18 protein-coding genes and 1 riboswitch are annotated in these 20372 nt (G+C 36.7%); of the genes, 4 read left to right on the top strand and 14 right to left on the bottom strand.

Annotated elements, in window-relative coordinates; genetic code table 11:
* Positions 1-92 precede the first annotated feature (92 nt).
* From AN957_RS09460 to AN957_RS27595, 6 genes are all read right to left on the bottom strand, one after another.
* A complete protein-coding gene (locus AN957_RS09460; RefSeq protein ID WP_053475357.1) occupies positions 93-1457 on the bottom strand; it encodes a TrkH family potassium uptake protein in 1365 nt (454 codons plus the stop codon).
* Positions 1458-1604: 147 nt separating this feature from the next.
* Positions 1605-2162: a hypothetical protein gene (locus AN957_RS09455; RefSeq protein WP_142108972.1), complete on the bottom strand. Its 558-nt coding sequence runs from the start codon at positions 2160-2162 to the stop codon at positions 1605-1607.
* 2 nt (positions 2163-2164) lie between these two features.
* Entirely contained in the window at positions 2165-2797 is a 633-nt protein-coding gene (locus AN957_RS09450; RefSeq protein ID WP_053475355.1) for an SCO family protein, read from the bottom strand.
* Between the two features lie 273 nt (positions 2798-3070).
* Positions 3071-4768, bottom strand: coding sequence for a cbb3-type cytochrome c oxidase subunit I (locus AN957_RS09445; RefSeq protein ID WP_053475354.1), 1698 nt, complete (start codon positions 4766-4768; stop codon positions 3071-3073).
* Positions 4769-4783: 15 nt separating this feature from the next.
* Positions 4784-5245, bottom strand: a complete 462-nt coding sequence (locus AN957_RS09440; RefSeq protein ID WP_053475353.1) for a cytochrome c oxidase subunit II — start codon at positions 5243-5245, stop codon at positions 4784-4786.
* 12 nt (positions 5246-5257) lie between these two features.
* Positions 5258-5404, bottom strand: a complete 147-nt coding sequence (locus tag AN957_RS27595) for a cytochrome c oxidase subunit 2A (RefSeq protein ID WP_231690042.1) — start codon at positions 5402-5404, stop codon at positions 5258-5260.
* A gap of 267 nt (positions 5405-5671) precedes the next feature.
* Here AN957_RS27595 and AN957_RS09435 point away from each other — a divergent pair, with 267 nt between their 5' ends.
* The gene (locus AN957_RS09435; protein WP_053475352.1) at positions 5672-5878 is read left to right on the top strand and encodes an alpha/beta-type small acid-soluble spore protein; all 207 of its coding nucleotides are present in this window, start codon (positions 5672-5674) and stop codon (positions 5876-5878) included.
* Positions 5879-6034: 156 nt separating this feature from the next.
* On the opposite strand, the gene AN957_RS09430 is transcribed toward AN957_RS09435, so the two are convergent.
* The 7 genes from AN957_RS09430 to AN957_RS09400 form a co-directional block, all read right to left on the bottom strand.
* Positions 6035-7138, bottom strand: coding sequence for an anti-sigma factor domain-containing protein (locus tag AN957_RS09430; RefSeq protein WP_056683643.1), 1104 nt, complete (start codon positions 7136-7138; stop codon positions 6035-6037).
* Positions 7135-7887: an RNA polymerase sigma factor SigI gene (gene sigI / locus AN957_RS09425; RefSeq protein ID WP_053475350.1), complete on the bottom strand. Its 753-nt coding sequence runs from the start codon at positions 7885-7887 to the stop codon at positions 7135-7137. The genes AN957_RS09430 and sigI overlap by 4 nt, the downstream gene beginning before the upstream one ends.
* Before the next feature lie 129 nt (positions 7888-8016).
* Positions 8017-9162, bottom strand: coding sequence for a DUF5667 domain-containing protein (locus AN957_RS09420; protein WP_053475349.1), 1146 nt, complete (start codon positions 9160-9162; stop codon positions 8017-8019).
* 158 nt (positions 9163-9320) lie between these two features.
* Positions 9321-9797: a hypothetical protein gene (locus AN957_RS09415; protein ID WP_053475348.1), complete on the bottom strand. Its 477-nt coding sequence runs from the start codon at positions 9795-9797 to the stop codon at positions 9321-9323.
* Between the two features lie 155 nt (positions 9798-9952).
* Positions 9953-13231 (bottom strand): efflux RND transporter permease subunit, encoded by a 3279-nt coding sequence (locus tag AN957_RS09410; RefSeq protein ID WP_056683640.1) that lies wholly within the window; start codon positions 13229-13231, stop codon positions 9953-9955.
* Positions 13232-13369: 138 nt separating this feature from the next.
* A complete protein-coding gene (nhaC, locus tag AN957_RS09405) occupies positions 13370-14764 on the bottom strand; it encodes a Na+/H+ antiporter NhaC (RefSeq protein WP_053475346.1) in 1395 nt (464 codons plus the stop codon).
* A 266-nt stretch (positions 14765-15030) separates the two neighbouring features.
* Positions 15031-16611 (bottom strand): peptide chain release factor 3, encoded by a 1581-nt coding sequence (locus tag AN957_RS09400; RefSeq protein WP_056683637.1) that lies wholly within the window; start codon positions 16609-16611, stop codon positions 15031-15033.
* Positions 16612-16828: 217 nt separating this feature from the next.
* Here AN957_RS09400 and AN957_RS09395 point away from each other — a divergent pair, with 217 nt between their 5' ends.
* Positions 16829-17698, top strand: coding sequence for a metal-dependent hydrolase (locus AN957_RS09395; protein ID WP_053475344.1), 870 nt, complete (start codon positions 16829-16831; stop codon positions 17696-17698).
* Between the two features lie 23 nt (positions 17699-17721).
* Entirely contained in the window at positions 17722-18144 is a 423-nt protein-coding gene (locus AN957_RS09390) for a YkvA family protein (RefSeq protein ID WP_053475343.1), read from the top strand.
* A gap of 206 nt (positions 18145-18350) precedes the next feature.
* On the opposite strand, the gene AN957_RS09380 is transcribed toward AN957_RS09390, so the two are convergent.
* The gene (locus tag AN957_RS09380) at positions 18351-18950 is read right to left on the bottom strand and encodes a cell wall hydrolase (protein WP_053475341.1); all 600 of its coding nucleotides are present in this window, start codon (positions 18948-18950) and stop codon (positions 18351-18353) included.
* Positions 18951-19160: 210 nt separating this feature from the next.
* A riboswitch (TPP riboswitch) is annotated at positions 19161-19268 on the top strand.
* Between the two features lie 109 nt (positions 19269-19377).
* Between AN957_RS09380 and AN957_RS09375 the strand changes: the two genes are divergently transcribed.
* Positions 19378-20367 (top strand): ABC transporter substrate-binding protein, encoded by a 990-nt coding sequence (locus AN957_RS09375; RefSeq protein ID WP_053475340.1) that lies wholly within the window; start codon positions 19378-19380, stop codon positions 20365-20367.
* Positions 20368-20372 lie beyond the last annotated feature (5 nt).

Here is a 20372-nt window from a genome sequence, read left to right as displayed (position 1 = left end):
CGATAGGACGCTTGCGCTAGACAATTCTCTAACTCCAAAGTTATAAATTCTGATAATATTATAAAACCGAGGCATTTGCCTCGGTTTCATTTTTATCCGATAATAACTCTTTCCTTCGGATAATGATAATTTGCCTTCTTTTCCTTCCCGCCAATTATAAATAGAAAGGACGTTAACCCAATTCTGCCAATAAACATTAAGATCATTAATATACATTTACCAAAATCGCTCAATTCTGCTGTGATCCCCATAGACAATCCTGTCGTTCCAAAAGCGGAACATACTTCAAAAATGATTTCAATTAATTCATGCTGGCTATCTGTAATACTAATTAGCACAACTGACATAAAGCACATGATTGTGGCTAGGATGGTAATAACTAATGATTTCATTATGTCATTATGATGAAGTTCGCGATTAAATATTTTTACATCCATTTTGCCTTTTGCAAAATAATAAACAAATAATATATTTAATGCAAAGGTTGTCGTCCGAATTCCTCCACCGACCGAGCTCGGAGATGCACCGATAAACATCATTAGACTCATTACTAATAATGTTGGCATTGAAAAATCACTAACATCCATTGTAGATAGTCCGCCGCTTCTTGTTGTAGCCGATTGGAAAAATGCGTAGAAAAAACTTCTATGCCAGGTGACGCCCTTAAAATAATGCTGAAATTCAAAAATCAAAATAATAATGGTTCCAAAAACAAGCAGTCCGGCAAATGTTAATGTAGTAAGCTTCGTAAACAAAGTAAAACGGAAAGGGATTTCTTGCTCTTCCCTTTTTCTAAACAAATATTGCTTCACTTCAATTAACACTGGAAAACCGATTGCACCAAGAGTAATTAACAGAATATTAATTAACTGTACAAAATAATCCCCTGCATAAGGCACAAGAGAATTCCCAGTAATATCCATTCCGCCATTTGTAGTTGCACTTATTGAGGCAAAAAGTCCTTGAAGCATTGCTTCTTCCCAGGAAGAATAATATTTCAAAAAGTGAAAGCCTAAAATAATCGCGCCAATTAATTCAATTAAAAATATAATTTTAATTATTTCTCTAATTAAATGAACAAGCCCAGATAAGGCAAACTGGTTATGGTCTACCATAATCAGTTTACGGCTGCGCAAGCCTATTTTCCGTCCTAGAATCATCCAAAAAAATGTACCAATCGCCATAATACCTACTCCGCCAAATTGCAGGATAGCCATAATGACAAAATACCCAAAAACACTATATGTTTCTGATATATTAACAACGGATAGCCCCGTCACACTTACAGCACTAATTGCTGTAAATACTGTATCGATAAAATCAACTTTCACTCCAGGTTTATGGACACCAGGCAAGCGCAATAACAATACTGAAACCGTTACCGCTAGTAAATAATAACTAGTAATGACTTGTGCGGGTGTCAGTTTATCCAGTATATCTCGAGTCTTTTTCCACATGAATGGCAATTCCCTTCATTGTTTTTCATACCCCCTATCATAAAGAATAAATGCAGGATTTGAAAGCGAAAACCAAAAAAACTTTTATGATCCATGTAAAATATGAAAAAAAGATAGCCTTCTTATACAAAGGCTATCGTAAAATAATTATTCATATGCTGAAGGATTAAAGAAAAAGCGATAGCCTAAAAAGATGACAAAAGCAATACCCATGGTTAGGAATCCCCATCCGAGTGTAATTTGCTCAATTAATAAATAATTATTGCACAATTGCATAGTCGCATTAATATATAACCAGCCCATAACGATAAAGGCAATTGAAAAAATGATAATTACTGTATTTTTTCCGGCTTGCTCTAGCTTCTTCCAGCTATCTCTCAATGGAACTCCAGCTAAAAAGGGCAAACTGATGAATTTAAATAGCTCTACCATCCATAATTCTAATGCTTCATCCATTGTTCGCGGGAGCATCCAATACCCTACAATAATGATAAATAACAGAATCCCCGGTATGCCATTATGATTCCATTTTTCAAAAAAACGGGAAAATTTCGATTGAAAAAAAGGAGCCATAAGGAAGCCAGTAATGACTAAAATAGGCATCTGCATGTGCATATGAATGATCATAACTGATTCCATTAAATTTGCAACAGGAGGAATAATTAAGAAAATAAATAATCCTAAACCAAATGTTTTCTGATTCATCATTATTCCTCCGTTTCATTCGCAAGTATATTTGTAACCTTTTTGGCAGCTTCATCAATTTCTTGATAATCCATTACGTCTATTAGACGACCTTTTTTATCTACTAAATAAAAGGCGGAATTATGCGAGAAATTTCCATTCCCATCCGGGATAACAATCACACCGAACTTTTTTAGCAGTGAATCTAATTCAGATTGGTCTGGAATTCTTGCCATTCTCCAAGTTTCCCCATCACTATTAAAGGCATCTTTATATTTATTTAGTGTTTCTGGGTCATCTCTCGTGGGATCGAAGCTAATGCTTAAAAATACGATATCCTCTCCAATATGCTTGGATGGCAGTAAATCATTAACCTTTGACATATTCATTTCTAACTGCGGACAAACCGTTGCACAGGATGTATATAGAAACGTAATAAATACATACTTGTCTTTGAACTCAGAGATTGAATATTTCCTTCCATTACTATCCTCAAGAGTCACATCTGGAAACTTTGGCTTATCATCTATTAACTGATTGACTCTCGCTGTTTCTGCGGTAAACGCTTGGAAGCCATCCGTTCCAATATAAAATAATACGATTCCAAATAATATAACAAGGATGGATGCGATTGTATTATTCCGATTTTTGATCATGGAAAACACTTCCCAAATCTTATTTACTGTCTGTTCCTAAAAACTTTTTATTCTTTTTTGAGCAGAAAGAGATAGCCCAAAACATCGAGCTATCTCTTTATTTATCAATTATCTTTCTCCAGTGCTCGTAGCGCTTCCGCTTTTCGTATTGTCTAGCTCCAACGGCTAGCCCCTCGAGGTCATAAGCCACTTAATGAACGAAGGCAAAGTACGCCTTCTTTCATAAGCGTCTTATGCATGTCGGGGCTAAACAAGCCGTTTCCGCTTTTCGTATTACCAAGTTTTAAACGGTGGTGATCCTGGAGGTGCATTTACGATAAAGTCTGTTAATGGAATGACATATGCCATTGCAACAACGATGATCATAAGAATGATCCAAACACCCCAACGTTCAGTCCAATATGGAGTTTTTGCTTCTCCGTCTTCTACTTCAGCAATTGGGAATTCTGTTTCCCCTTTTGGAGCAAAGAACATTAGGTTAAACACTGCATAAACTTGCATGATTGCGGCAATCATTAATAATGTACCGCCAATTGCTAGGAAAATTAAATATGGGTCCCAGCTTAAAGCTGTTGCATTATCAAAATATGTTGTATAAGACGTTCTACGCGGTGAACCAAATAATCCAACCGTATGCATAGCACCGGACATAGTAATCATACCTATTGTCCAAATTACTGTTGTAACAACCCCAAATTGGTTCATTCCTTTAGTCAATACTCGTTTTGATAAATAAGGAACAAGCCAATAACTAATACCGAAGAATGTCATTGCTACTGACATACCTAATGTTAAGTGGAAGTGTCCAACGATCCACATTGAGTTATGAACAACTTGGTCTAATTGGTTCGTAGTTTGAGCGATACCGCCTGCACCTGCAGGGATAAAAGCAAGCATTGCGATAAATGGTGCAAGGAAACGAACATCACTCCATGGCATTTTCTTGTACCAGCCGATTAAACCTTTTCCGCCTTGTTTTCTTGCAGTTTTTTCAAATACAGCAAACATTGCGTAAGCAGTCATTAAAGATGGGAATCCAATCGCTAAACTCATGAATACGTGCATGTATTTAACTGATTCTGAAATACCAGGGTCAACGATTTGATGGTGGAATCCACCAGTAATATTCATAATTACTAAGGCAATAACAACGATACGAGTTAGTAAATCACTCCATCGTTTTCCGCCAATAACTTTTGGTACAATTACATACCAGGCAGAAACTGCTGTTAAATACCAAATATTAACTGCCGTGTGACCAAATGCCCAGAACAATGTACGAGCAACCATTACATTAATCGTATCAACCCAGCCAAGAGACCAAGGGATAATCATGAAAATAACTTCCACTGCAACGAATGCTGTTGCACCAACTAATAATACAAATACTCCTGTTGCAAAGAATGAAAAGATTGGAAGATGCTGACCTTTATGATTTTTTCTCCAATTAGCTACTTGAATGAATCCGCCAAAGCAGGCCATCCATACACCAAGTACAACGAATACTAGACCAAAGTAGAACATTGGGTCAGCAGCCATTGGCGGGTAGAAAGTATACATTACAGAAGCTTTATTCATTAATACTGGTATTACTACTAGAACGACACCTATTATTTTTAACCAAAAGCCAATCCAAACCATTGTTCTAACTTTTGGAAGTAGTCCCCCTAATGTATGAGACATACCAGCATAAAAGTAACCAATTGTAAAAGTAGCTGAAAACACAACGACTAGTAATAATCCGTGTGCTGTTAACACTTGATAGTAGTTAAGCCATGATGGTAATTCCAATAATCCTGCACGGTTTAACCCCTGTAATAATCCTAAAGTTCCGCCGATTAATAGAGCAATAAATGCAACAGATAAATATGATTTCGATATTTTAGCATCCTGAAGATTGACTCCAAGTATTTTATTCGCTTTTTCCTTGAATACGCTTGCATTTCCTGTTTGTGAGATGACTGTTTCCACGCTAGCTTCCCTCCTTTATTTAACAGTAATAGTGGTGCCCATTAATTGGTGACCTGCACCACAATATTCATTACAAAGTACTAAATATTCACCAGCTTTATCAAACTTTTGTGTAATTTTTTGCACATACCCTGGCATAACCATTGCATTAATGTTTGTTCCCGCTACTTGGAATCCATGTACAACATCTTTAGAAGTCAATGTGAAATGTACAGTAGATCCAGCTGGAACTTCAATATCACTAGGAGTAAAGCTGAATACTTGTAATGTCATCACTACTTCATATTCATTTTCGCCAATTTGTTTAATCCCAGGCTGATCAAAAGGTGCCGTTTGATCGACCTTTTGTGGATCTATTCTTTCACCATGACTTGGTGGTCCCATTTCTAAAGCAAATGCTTGATAACCTGCAAAGATCATAAATGCCATGATCATACCGAAACTTAATGTTAACCATATCTTTTCAGAACGATGCATTTTTCTTCCCCCCTAAAATCTAGCCATATACAGACCGTATAATACTAAATACGTAACAAGAATTACTAATCCAACCACAGTGACAGAAACGATTGTCCCTTTATGGGTTTCTTCTTGATTTGAAACCATTTCTGTTTTTGACTTATTTTTTGTTTCCATTGAATTAATCCCCTCCTTGTGTGATATCTGTTCTCATTATAGGTGAAGGGATTGTGACGAATAGTGCATAATATCACATAGCAAATGTGATTTTGAAATTTTGTTCATATATGTGAAAATAATTTCACAAAAATTTCTGTTGACTTTCTTCAGAGAAAGGAAGGACATTCCGTAAATATTTCCATCAATAATTAGTTGATATTTATCCATAATACAAGTACAGGGAAATTTAATACTCTGTAACCGATAGTAAAGGGGTTGAAAGAAATGGCAAGAAGCAGCAACAAGCTATTAGTTCCTGGTATTGAACAATACTTAGATCAAGTTAAGTATGAAATTGCCCAAGAGTTCGGGGTTCATTTAGGGTCTGACACTGTATCAAGGGCAAATGGGTCCGTTGGGGGCGAAATTACAAAAAGGCTGGTCAAACAAGCTCAAGCTCAAATGGCGGGAAACAATAATCCACAAATCTAAATAGAAAAGCGGAAGCGCCTTGCTCACCCCCGACAAGCACAAGACGATCCTCACGGAAAGGTGTTCTTTACCTTTCTGGGAGGATTGGCTTGTGACCTCGAGGGGGTAGGCGCTGGAGCTAGACAACAAAAAGTCCGGTTATACACCGGACTTTTATTAGTCATCTTTTTGATTTTTGTGATGTTGATTTTCTTTTTTGTTACTATGCAGCTTTCGATCGTTATTCTCATCCCTATAATCATGCTTTTTTTCCTGTTTTTTATTCTGACCCGGAGGAATTCTTTTATCCTTGTATTCCCTTCGTTTTTCCTCTTTAGACTGATTTTGTTTCCTCTCCATTATCTTTTCATGGCCTGGAGGGATTTGTGTCCTGTTATTAAACTCTGGATCTTTTCTATAGGAAGGGCCATTCGTTTTGTCATTCTCATGCTGTTTTTCTGGCAATTGCACTTTTGTCTGTTGTTCTGCTTGTTGATCTGGCTGTTTCTTTGATTGATTTTGAGTTAGATTCTTATCATTCGGATTCTCTCGTCTTTTTGAATCATACTTTAATGGTTTTTCTTCTGAATGTTGTGTAGCTGCTGGTTTCGTATTCAATTGCTTTGTCTTAAATTGACCTGTAGTTAACCCCTCTTCTTTCGCTTGTGCTCTATCTTCATTTGACCCTTCGACAACCTTCAGCTCAAGATTTTCTTTATTAATTGTATTCTTAATTTCATTCATTTCTGCTTCCCAACGCTTACTCTTCTCTAGTTGGTTCTCTTTATAAACTGTAGCTATCACTATTTCCCGATTTGGTTTTATATACCCCTGCACTTTCATCTCTTGAAGTATTTCATTTGCTAAGACATGAATATTTTTCTTTTTCCAATTATGGATCTTATCGATGATTTTTTTCCCCGCATGATTATAAGACACGAATTCAATTACTTGGAAGTTATCATTAATCCCTAATTCAATACTAGGATTAACATCAATTGACATATAGGCATACACTTCATTCGATCCTAGTAATGGAATAAGACTAGCAAAGGTAAGCATTAAGATTAGTGCAACAGAGAAAATAGCTTTCCCTTTAAAGCTTTGGAAAAAGGGGGGAAGAATTGACTTTTTCATTTCATCGATTTCAACCGGAAAAAACTCTATTTCTTGGCCAAGCTGATAATGATTATGATGGTTATGTGCACGAAGAAATTCACCTTCAGGGGTTAACAGTGTTAAAAAACGCTCGTTCATTTCCATTATAATTCCTGTTTTCACGTTTCTAACACCCCTTTAATATAATCCTTTAAATAAACATAATCACCAATTAGTATGAGAGCGATCGCAATGATATATTTACGGTTTCTTTCGATCGTTTTCCGACTAATTGATACCTCCTTCTCAAGTTTTTTGATCGGGAGTCTTTTTTTATCTAATAATATTTGTTTCAGCTCTTCATTTTCAGTTAGCTTTTTTGCCACAATCATGGCGTTTTTCCTAGCATCTGCATGTTTTGGCGATTGCTCAAGCAATTCCTGGAAACTAAGCGCAAACTCACGGAGTAAAGCCGTAAATTGAATGATTTCTTCTCTTCTTAATTCTTCTTCGGTCTTTTTTCTAAATTCATCTATTGATCGTTCATTTTCTACAGTCATTCCAGACTGCTGTTCCTCATCATCAATAAAGCCATACGTTAAATCCACACTTAAATGTTGATATTTTGCCTGTTGCCTAATATAATCAATCACTCGTCTTTTTATTAGCACTTCTGCAAAACTGATTAATGAGCTTCCCTTATCAGAACTATACTTTTGAATCGCTTCATTAAAAGCAATGAGTCCAATGCTAAATTCATCGTCAGATTCATGAATATATCGCTTACATACAGAGGAAACTGTTTTAGCGATAAACGGCTTATAGGAATCAATGATTTCATTTTGTAAGCCCGCATCACCTTGCTGTATTAAATGAATCGCTTCTTCAAGCGTTCTTTTTCGTTTTTTCGCCATGAATAGCATACTTAGCATAGCCTCACCTCTTCATTCAAGACATTATATCATACGATGTCCCAATAGAGTTTATAAGGGTATGCTAAAATGAAAAGGAAAAGTAGACCACATATGGACTGCTCTTCCTTTCATAATATGGTTAACTAATTATTGATTTCCATTGTTTTTCCCATGTTCTTTTTGTGCATTTCCCTTTTGTCTGTCATTTTGCTTGTCATTTCCTGTTTTGGCTTTTTCAAATTTCTTCTCTTCTTTTAAAGCCACTTTATTTTCTTTCATTTCTTGCTTTTTCATTTCTTTCGTATTTTTTGCTTCTTCTTTAATTAATGCTTTTTGAATTTTTGCTTCTTCATGAGCTACTTTCTTTTCCTGCTTTTGTACAGCTTTTTCTTGCTTATTTTGTTTTACTGGAACAACCTCATCTTCCTTTTCCACGGTTGTTACCTCTTCTATTGCATCAACATTTTCTTCTGCTTGAGAATTTTCAGTCAAGCTTTTATCTGCTGTTAAGGATGTACTTGAAGTAGACTCTTCAACTACTTCTTCATCTGTCTTTTTTTCTTTTTCTTTCATTTTTTCTATTTTTGAAGCTAGCTTTGCATAACTTTTTTCAATATTTTTTTGTAAAGCAGCTTTTGCTTTTGGATTTTTCACTTTCTCCATTGCTGCTGTTAAAGCAATAATATTTTGCGATAATAACTCATCCACATCATCTTTTTCAGCGATTACATCCTCTGATACGCCATCTGTCTCTAAGTCCTCTGAAATTGAATCTTCATTTTCTATCTTTTCATCCGTGTTATTTGCATCATCTGCAACAGATTCTTTTTCTTCTCCAATAATTGTTTCTACATTTTCTAAGCTTTCAAATGCATTTTTAATGGCGTCAAGAGCTTCATCTTCCTTACCTTCTTTAAAAAGTGCCTCCGCTTCTGCTAAACGCTCTGCAGCAAAAGTCGCCAATAGCTTTGCTTCCTTTTCTTGATTGAATGTGAATGCTAGTTTTATTTTTTCCAACGCAACTTTAGCAAAATAGAAAAAGCTTCCTGGTAATAAAGAGGGAGTTTCTTCTTCGACTTTCTCCCCGTTAACTTGGTCTTCATTTGCCACATCTGGACTTTCTTTAGGTACACTAAGATTATCTGGCAATTCAACTGTCTCATATTTTTCTGTTTCTGCTGTGTTTTCAGCGGCAGAAGCCAATGATGTTGAAAATGTGAATGTCCCTGCAAGTAACAACACTAATGATGTTTTTCCTAATTTCTGTAATTCATTGTTTGATAAAAATTTCAACTCTTTCACCTCATAAAATGATTTAAGCGGCCGCCTTGTTCATTACAACTGTACGATTTGTTATGAGGTGTTTTTGGGGGTTGATAAATAATTTTTATTAAAGCTAAAAAAGCCTTAACAAAAATAATTGTTAAAGCTTTGCATTAGATAGATGCTTCTTATTTCTGCAGACGCGATGTTTTAATTGATAATATAATCCACCTAATTAAGAATCCAGTAATTAAACCCGGTATTAAAGATAGCATAGGTAAAAATACAGGTCCTATTAAGGTACCAAATAATTTTATGCGCGTGGAGTACATTAGACCTACTGTAACAAAATAGGCGCTAAAAACAAATGGCAGGAAGGATAATTCTTCCTTCTCAGGCATCGCACTTCGGTAAGCATCCCACATCGCAAAAAAGTATAGACAAGGATAAAACATTAGCCATTGAAAATTTATTACTTGGATGGCGTCATCAATTTCTCCTAGAAAGCTGAACATGATAGCAGAATTAAAATTACTGTACATATTAATAACGAATTCAAGCAATACAAAAAGCGTACCTTTTATTATTTGGCCCGTAAGTAGCTGACTGAATCCAGGAAGTGCAATACTCCATAAAACAGCCTCCAGTTTACCTAGTGTTTTCACCCTAAATCACCAACCGCTCCATAATTAGAACACTCTCTTTTAATCGGACTGATTCTAATTTCCCATTTTTGTTATATATCTTATTATTACTTTTATAGCGTAAAAAAACCGCTAATCCATGATTAACGGCAAATTTTTATTTTATTCATTTGACTTTACTTTTCCTCATGATTATTATTTCTATCTTGATTTACTATTTTTAACAGTTCTTCAAGCATAATTGCCATATCTTCCTTGCTAAATTTCCCTAGCTTTGGATCATCAACAGGAAACGAATCCTCTTTGCTTGCTTCTCTTTCTTTATACTTATCCGTTTCAGTACGGTCTTCAAGTAAATAGGCTGGAATCAGATGACCATCTGGCGTAGCATACATTTTATTCAGACGTCTCGTATCTTTATCAAAAAAACTGTATACGACTGGTATAACAAATAGAGTTAAGAAGGTACTGCTGATTAATCCTCCTATTACAGAAATACCCATTGGCTGATTTATTTCTGTCCCTTCCCCGATGCCTAGCGCAAGCGGGATTAAGCCAAGTATTGTCGTTAAAGCTGTCATTAGAATCGGCCTTGCGCGATCTTTCACGGAAATGACGATTGCATCATACGTTTTTATACCACTCTCCTTCTTCTGATTAATGTAATCTACAATAACTATCGCATTATTGACAACAATTCCTGCCAGTACGATTATGCCAATAATCGCTGTTATTCCGATTGGCGTTCGTGTCGCAGTTAATGCGATAGAAACACCAATAATCATTAGCGGAACTGTAAACATAATAACAAATGGGTATTTTAAAGATTCGAATTGTGCCGCCATGACGAGATAGATAAACATGATCGCTAGGACAAAAGCCATGAACATATCGTCTATCGAGGATTCAAGCAATTCACGATCGCCACTAAAGATAATATCTGTTTCTTCAGATAGACCTAGATCCTCTATTACTTTATCTACCTTTTTTGAAATTGCTCCTAAGTTTGTGGAAGATCGATATTTCAATGTAAATTGTACAGCACTTTGCTGATTAATACGCTGGATACTTACAGGCCCTTCCCCTTGCTCAATCACTGTTACTTCCTCAAGAGGTATAAACTGTCCATCTGGCTTTTTTATCAGCAGTGTTTTTAATTGGTCTAGATTTTGTGTAACTCCTCGGTCGTACTCGACAATTACTTGATAAATATTTGTATTGTCATCAATCATTTGTGTTGATTGGTTTCCCCTCGTCACATCGTTTACAATCATGGCTATTTGTGAAGGAAGAAGCCCATGTACCATTGCTTTTTCACGATCTACAGTAATTCTGACCTCTTCCACTTTTTCCATTAAATCCGTTGATAATTCCGTTGTATCATCCAGTTTATTTAACTCGTTGTATATTTTTTCTACATTTTTATTAAGGCGATCTACATCGACATCTCTAACACTAAATGTCAATGTATTAGGCGATGTTCCAGCTGAAGATTGCAGATTAAACGATATTTCAGTACTTTCATTTGCTTTATGTGCTGCCTGTTCAATCTCCTTTTTCACCTCATCAACAAATTCAAAAGTAGTTTGATCCCGTTTATCCACTTTTTTCATTTTTACGTAGAGTTCAGCAATATTGGCATTCCTTGATCCCCTGAATGATCCTTCCTGGGTCGTACCAACAAGACTGACATATGTTTCAACATTCTCTTCCTTTTGAAGTTCCTTTTCCAGTGCAGAAATGACTTTTTCCGTTTCTGTTAGAGCAGAGCCATTTTTAAGCTTTACACGAATACTAAAAAAACCTTCATCCGTATTAGGCAGAAATTGAGTACCAACCGTCGTTAACCCGTACGCTCCCCCACCAAAAAGCAGCAATGAGATGAGAATAACAGCTAAACGATGCTGCAATGACCATTTTACCGCTTTTTCAAGCATGAGCATTACTTTCGATTCTTGCCTTTTTGCTTCAAAATTTGCAGCTGGTGCTTTTAATAGGCGGCTGGCAAGCATTGGGACAACTGTAAGAGCGACAATTAATGAAGCAAATAAACTAAAGGAGATGGTCATCGCAAACGAAGTGAAGAGTTCTCCAATAATTCCAGTAATAAATACAACAGGTATAAACACAGCAATTGTCGTAAGTGTTGAAGCCGTTATCGCACCACCAACCTCTTTTGCTCCATCTAATGCTGCTTCCTTCGAATCTTTTCCCATTGATAGATGACGATAAATATTTTCTATAACAACAATTGCATTATCAACAAGCATTCCTATACCAAGGGCAAGACCGCCTAAAGTCATAATATTTAAAGTGAAGTTGGAAAAAAACATTAACACAAAAGTAAAAATTACAGAATACGGAATTGATATTCCAATAATTAATGGACTTTTTACGTTTCTTAAAAAGAAGAAAAGTACAACCATCGCAAAAAGTCCCCCGAGAATAAGTGAACTTGAGATATTCCCAATTGCAAGCTGAATAAAATCACCTTGATCAAATAATATATCGTAATCAATACCTGCGAATTTTTCTTTATCGAGCAGTTTTTCAAGCTCAACTTTAAATGCTTTGGAGACCGCTGCAGTATTCGCATCAGATTGCTGGAGGACACTTAACAAAACAGCTGGTTCTTGGTTTGTTCTTGTAATTGTCCGATCATCCTGATTTAGCAATTCAACCTTACTAACTTCTTGCAATGATATTTTTTGTCCATTCATTGGATTAACAGTAACTGTTAAGTTTTTTAATGTAGTAATTGAGTCGATCGTGCTAATGACCCTTGTTGTTAATTCTTTTCCGTTCGTTAAGATGGTGTCTCCAGGCAATGAAATATTATTGGCCTGAATCGTATGTACGATATCCTCTTGACTGAGCCCGTATTCCTTAAGTTTACCTTGATCCAGTTCTACCCTGACTTCCTTAACCGCTGTTCCAGACAGGTTAACACTTGCTACACCTTCGACCTTTGTCAATTCTAATTTAAGCTGGTCTGCTAATTGTCTCAAAACTTGTGAATTATTTTCTCCACTTAAAGATAATTGAATGATAGGAAACTGAGAAGGATCAAATTTTAGGAAGCGAGGACGATCAGCATCATCTGGTATAATAGCTTGATCTAATCGTTGGATGACTTCATTTTGAATTTCATCAATATCAGTCGTCCAAGAAAACTGCATGAGAATAAAGTTTGCACTTTCCTGTGATGAAGATGTCATTGTTTTTAAACCTGGAAGTGTTGCTAGGCTTTCCTCCAAAGGCTTCGTAACCTTTTCTACCACTTCATCAGGGCTTGCACCAGGATATGTGGCCACAACAACTCCTACCGGCGGATTAATATCAGGTATAAGCTTCATTGGGATATTTAAAACAGAGACTATTCCTAGAATCAGAATTAAGAACATGGTCACCAATGTAAAAATTGGCCGTTTTATCGAAAAGCTGCTCATTCTCATGCCAGTTCCCCTTTTGAGATCATTTTGGAAAAAATGTCATTGTATGTAAATCATTATTATTCTAACTATAGTAAAGGACGTTTCCTGATGCAAGTATATCCAGCCTAATGAAAACAAAAAAAGTACAAAGGCAGCGATTTATGCTGCAGCCTTTGCACTTTTTGTAATTGTGAAGCCGGTTAACCCGAATCCAACTGTTAATATAGGAGACAGTAAACAGAAAAAGGTGAATGGCAAATAGTCGATTGTTGCTACACCTAAAACCCCTGTTAGGAAAACACCACAAACACTCCAAGGGACCAATGGATTAATAACTGTTCCCGCATCCTCAAGCACTCTCGATAAATTTTTCCGTTCAAGACCTGCCTTATCATATGATTCCTGAAAAGCATTTCCTGTTAATAATATGGAAAGATATTGTTCTCCAAGAAGAAAATTGATCCCAATTGCAGTTCCAGCTGTTGCAGAAATTAATGATGATTGTTTACTTAACAATCCCTTTATGCCCTCCAAAAGGGCAGGTAAAATCCCTAGTTTAAAAAGGAGACCACCCATGGAAAGAGCTAATAAAACTAAGGAAATGGAGAACATCATACTTTCCATCCCGCCCCTCGTTAAAAGGGAATCGATTTCTTCTACTCCAGTATCTGATTTAAAACCGAAAAATAATAAATTCATCACTTTCTCAACACTTAAATCATTTTGTACGAAGAAGCTAATCACCAATGCAGCTAAAATGCTTGATGAAAGAGTGATAATCGCAGAGATTCTTTTTATCGCGAGAAATGTTAATAGAATAAAAGGAATTAAAGAATACCAATGAACAAACTCAAGCTCAATAAGCCTAGCTTTTAGCGTACGAATCATTTCAAAGCTTGCTGAGGCTTCAGTTGGCGATAAAAAAGCAAATAGGATGAGCGTTATTCCAAAAGCTGGTCCTGTCGTCCAAGCCATATTTTTTATATGTTCAAAAATATCAACCTTAACAATCATCGAGGCAAGACTCGTTGTATCTGATAGCGGAGACATTTTATCACCGAAAAAAGCTCCAGAAATGATCGCTCCAGCCGTAATCGCTTCCGACAGTCCGAGTGCTGAGCTTACACTCATGAAAGCAACACCAATGGTAGCTGCCGTTGTTAGCGAACTGCCAACACTTAAACCAATGATTGAAGAAACAATAAAAGCAATGGCATAAAAGAACTTTCCATTAACAACTTCTAAGGCAAGATATATAAATGTCGGGATCGTCCCGCTTGCCATCCAGCTGCTGATTAACATTCCAATAAAGAAGAAGATAAATACGGCACCAAGACCGGATTTTGCTCCATCAACAAGCCCATCTTCTAAGTCCTTAATGGCTACACGTTTGATCAGTCCATATGCGATTAAACAAATAACAGCTAACACAATTGGAACATGGGGAACTACTCCAGTAAAAATAATTGCGTAACTGATTCCACCTAATAGGATAAGTGTAATAATAAGTGCTTCCAACGGTCTAATCGTTAATTTTGGCCGTTCATGCTGCATATGAATTCCTCCTCTTGTTGTAAACGCAGCATTTATTCTGCGATTCTATTTAATTACTATTTTACTTAGACGCTTTTTAGCGTTAAAGTGAAATAATATAATATTACTATATTATTTTTAATAGGAATTGTCAATGGACACCATTAAAAAATACACTCTTGCTTCTTTTTGGAGATAAAAATAATCACGGCTCATTAACACCGTGATTATTCACTAACCAAGTTAATTGCAAAAAAAACGACTCCTATACAGGAGCCGTTTTCATATTAATATTCTGAATCCATTGGATTATATAATTTAACATCTGGATTTTTATCTTGGAACCATCTTAGTGCAAAATCATTTTCGAATAAGAATACTTTTTTATCATAACGATCATGAACAAGAAGACTTCGGGAACTGGAGAGGTTTTCACTTACCTCATCCCCTTCAACCCAACGGACAATTTTCGAACCAATTCTTTCCATATATACTTCTGTGTTGTATTCATTTTTCATTCGATGCTCAAATACTTCAAATTGAAGCTGGCCAACTGCACCAAGCAAAAGATCCTCCGTTTTTACCGTTTTATAAAGCTGAATCGCACCTTCTTGTACAAGCTGCTGAATCCCCTTATGGAAGTGCTTTTGCTTCATGACATTCTTCGCAGAAACCCTGACGAAGAGCTCCGGCGTAAATTGTGGCAAGCGGTCAAATTGGAAACTTTCCTTACCTGAAGTTAGTGTATCCCCAATTTGGTATGTTCCCGGATCATAAATACCAATGATATCCCCGCTTACAGCAAGATCAACCGTACTTCTATCATCAGCCATAAACTGAGTGGATTGGGCAAGCTTAATTTGCTTCCCAGTTCTCGGAATATTTACGGTCATGCCGCGTTCAAACTGACCTGAACAAATTCTTAGGAATGCAATTCGATCTCTATGAGCTGGATTCATGTTCGCTTGAATCTTAAAAATAAATCCTGAGAAATTATCTGATAGTGGATCAATTTCACCAGCTGTTGAATTTCGCGGCTGTGGCGCTGGCGCAAATTGCAAATACGACTCTAAAAATGTCTGTACACCAAAGTTTGTTAACGCACTTCCAAAGAATACAGGCGTTAGTTCCCCTTCTGCAATTCTTTCTTTAGAAAACTCATTGCCAGCTTCATTCAAAAGCATGATTTCCTCAAGAGTTTGCTCATACAGACCTGAATCCTTCAAAGCATGCTCCCCTTGAATTTCACCGTCTTCATTTAATGTAATAAAGCGCATATCTTCATCTACACGGAATTGCTCAATTCGATTATTAAAACGATCATAAATCCCCAGGAATTCCTTGCCCATTCCAATTGGCCAATTCATCGGATACGATTCAATCCCCATCACCTCTTCAAGCTCTGCAAGAAGTTCTAATGGTGTCTTCCCTTGTCGATCCAATTTATTAATGAAGGTAAAAATAGGAATGCCTCTCATTCGGCATACTTTAAAGAGCTTAAGCGTTTGCTCCTCAATCCCTTTTGCAGAATCGATAATCATGACCGCACTGTCTACAGCAGTTAAAGTCCGATACGTATCTTCACTAAAGTCTTGGTGTCCTGGTGTATCAAGAATATTGACCCGCGCACCATTATAATCAAACTGCATCACACTGGAGGTTACTGAGATTCCTCTTTGTTTCTCAATTTCCATCCAGTCACTAGTCGCATATTTTCCGGTCTTCTTTCCCTTTACCGTTCCTGCATCCCGAATAGCGCCTCCGAAAAGGAGCAATTTTTCTGTTAATGTCGTTTTACCTGCATCCGGGTGGGAAATAATTGCAAATGTCCGGCGTGATAAAACTTCTTCTTCAAACTTTTTTGCCATTGTTAATTCCTCGCTGACTCTCAAATTTATCGCAAATTACCTATCAGCGCAATTTGAATATTACGCTGAAGGAATTCTCAATTTAATCATACCTTTCATTTTATCGCTCTGAAAAAAAGATTGCAATGCTGCATTTACACATCGTATTGCTTTTTTTCAAGAAGGTTCATGAACTATACTAAGTATAGACAAAACTTTTCGATTTGGAGGTGCTCCGTTGGATTCCATTACCCATACTTTATTTGGGCTTACTTTATACGGAACTGTTGATAAAAAGAAACTAGATAAAAAGCATAAACAAGCCTATCTTGTAACTGCGGTTGGTGCAAGTCTAATTCCGGATATAGATGTTGTTTCCAGCTTTTGGGATACTGAAGGTATGTATCAAATGTGGCATAGAGGAATTACACACTCCATTTTTCTCACCCCTTTATGGGCACTATTTTTTTCACTCCTCTGTCTACTATTGTTTAAGGTTAAGGATATCAAACTGTTTTTTCTCGGCTGGCTTGCAGTCATCATTCATACTACTAGCGATCTATTTAACGCGTGGGGAACAGGTTATTTAGAACCTGTTTCATCCATAAGAATGACATTTGGAACGATCCCCATTGTTGATTTCGTATTATGGATGATTATGGGAATAGCCTATATCTTTTCAAAAAGGAAAAGAACAAAATCCCCATTATATTTTAGAATGGCTTGGATGTTTATCATCCTTCACTTTATGGTACAAACCATACAAGGAGTTTTTATTTACAGCCAATACGATGAAAATTATGATCAAGTGGCACTATCCGCTGGCTTTATTCCTTGGACCTATTCTGTAATTACTAAAAAGGATGAGGAAGTGTCGATTTTTTCTGATAGTCTATTTCAAAAGAAAAGGGAGCAGTATGTATTGCATTCATCTGAAGACGCCAATTTGGACATGCTATTTGATAAACGCCCAGAAGCAAAAACCCTTTATGATTGGGCACCATTTGTTGTCCTTGTGGATGATGACGATCGCATCGGTTTATACGATCCACGGTTTTACCGAAATGGACAATCCTTTTTATTTGAATATATCGAGAAAAACAACTAATTACTTAATTGGAGGAAAGCAATATGCCAGATGAAAAAAATTATGAAGCAGGCTATAGAAAATTTCTTTCAAAAGCAAAAAAATATGTAGATAACCCTCAAGAAACAAATCATTTACTTAAAAAAACTGAAAAGAAAGCAAAAGCGAATAAAGCATCTTTTGCCGGGGTATGGGAGAAATTTCAGCTTCTTATTGAACTTGTTAAGTCTTGGTCAAGCGGAGAATATCGAGCAATATCAAAGAAATCCATCTTGTTCATTATTGCTTCTATTCTTTACTTTGTCTCTCCGATTGATATCATACCGGATTTCTTGATTGGTCTCGGCATTGTTGACGATGCGGCAGTCATTGCATTTGCCATCAAACAACTTACTGATGAATTGGAGAAATATAAGAGCTGGAAACGGAATCAGCCCATTGATGCTGAAGAAAACAAGCAAATGTAATCGAGGTTTTGCTTGTTTTGCCTATGTTGGGCACTTGGTGCTACCTCATGTGACCGCGGTATCCTGTTTTTCACTCTTTGTCGGGCACATGTCAATCCTTCTTATGACCGTGGTGACGATTTCTCCACTTACCCTTGGAATCATAATCATGGCACCTCTTCCTGATTACAAAAAAGAACATCTCCACGAATACACTGGAGATGTTCCTATTTAGCAAAGCGATGATTTCCAATTTCTTCAGTCACTGTTTGTGCTCTTAACCATGTACTGCTTGTTTCGTCAGGATTGAAAAAATAGACGGAGTCATTTCCTTTTCCTTCTAGAGCAAGTGCCTCCATGACCGCTTTTTTAGAATTATTATCTGCAGGCTCATTAATAGCTCCATTATCCACTGGTTGAAACTGTCTATCTTCATAAATGACATCTTTTATTTTATCTGGAAAGCGATTGTCTTCCACTCGGTTTAAAACGACTAGCGCAACAGCAACCTTCCCAGCATAAGGCTCCCCTTTTGCTTCAGCATGGACAAGTCTTGCAAGAAGATCCTTTTCTTCTTTTGAAATCGATTTTGGTAAAATTAACTTTTCACCAGGTCGGATTTTTTCTGACTTTTTATGATTAATTTTCATTACATCTATTTCAGATACTCCATATTTCATTCCAATCTCAAAAAGGGAATCACCTTTTTGAACCGTATATATATCAACATGATCTAAAGTTTCAGCATACGTGTAATGTTTATCTGGTTGGAAAAACGGATATGAGAGCATCATGAACCCTGCAAAAACCGCTGCAAGTTTCTTCATTCAATCCCCTCCTTTTTTCTTGCATGAACAACGTATATAACCGTAACATAGAAAACTAAACACCTCCACACCTCAATTTTTTCCATAGAAATGCAGTAAAATAGTGGAATGACTATTTAGATATATTTAATTAGTACTTTTTTCTAGTCAATTAGAACATTTCTGTTATAATGGGTTAGGAATAAAAACGCTTTTGACAAATTAAATAGGCTAAAAATGTGGGGGAACCGTATATCGGTTGAGATTTCATCAGTGAGATGATAACCCTTTGAACCTGATCTGGTTGATACCAGCGGAGGGAACATATTCTAATACATAGATGTGTTTAGTTTATATGCGCCCTGGTTCATGCCAAGGGCGTTTTTATTTTGCAAAAAATCCATACATTCTGGAGAACATAAGTATAAATTACCTGGAGGTTAAAAGGATGAAGAAATGGATAACAATCATTTGCTCCGCACTCTTGCTTACTGGCTGCAGCAGCGGCGACGATCAAGCAAAGGAAAAGGACAAAAAAGACCTGGAAAAGGTTACGGTTGTTCTTGATTGGACACCAAATACGAACCATACTGGCTTATATGTTGCCAAGGATAAAGGTTACTTTAAAGAAGAAGGCCTTGATGTGGAAATTATTATGCCTGGTGAAGCTGGTGCAGATCAGCTAACTGCATCTGGAAAGGCTGATTTCGGGGTAAGTTATCAGGAAAGTATCACACAAGCTCGTGTGCAAGGAGTTCCTCTTGTGTCCGTTGCCGCAGTGATTCAGCATAATACTTCTGGATTTGCTTCACCTGCTGAAAAAAATATCACATCACCAAAAGACTTTGCAGGAAAAACATATGGGGGATGGGGCTCACCTGTTGAGAAATCCGTTCTTGATTCTTTAATGAAAATCGAAAAGGCAAATGTTGCAGATGTTTCAATCGTTAATATGGGCGATGCCGATTTCTTCACAGCTGTTAAACGCGATATTGATTTCGCTTGGATTTATTATGGCTGGACAGGCGTGGAGGCAGAGCTGCGCGGGGAAAAAATTAATATGGTTTATTTAACCGATTATAGCGAAAAGCTTGATTATTATACCCCAGTACTAGCAACAAATGAAAAAATGATTAAGAACAATCCTGAAATAGTAAAAGCTTTTGTTAAAGCGGCATCCAAAGGTTATGGCTATACAATCGAAAACCCTAATGAAGCAGCAGACATCCTATTAAAAGCCGCACCCGATCTAGATGAACAACTTGTGAAAAAAAGCCAGGAATGGTTAGCTCCCCGTTATCAAGACGATGCCTCAAGATGGGGTGAACAAAAGCTAGACGTTTGGAAAAACTATGCAGATTGGATGTTCGAAAACGGTTTGCTTGATAAGAAATTAGAAGCTGAAAAAGCTTTTACAAATGAATTTTTACCTGAATGAGGAGT

The sequence above is a fragment of the Cytobacillus solani genome, assembly GCF_001420595.1.
GTDB lineage: Bacteria > Bacillota > Bacilli > Bacillales > Cytobacillaceae > Cytobacillus > Cytobacillus solani.
This window is presented reverse-complemented; position numbering and strand designations above follow the sequence as displayed.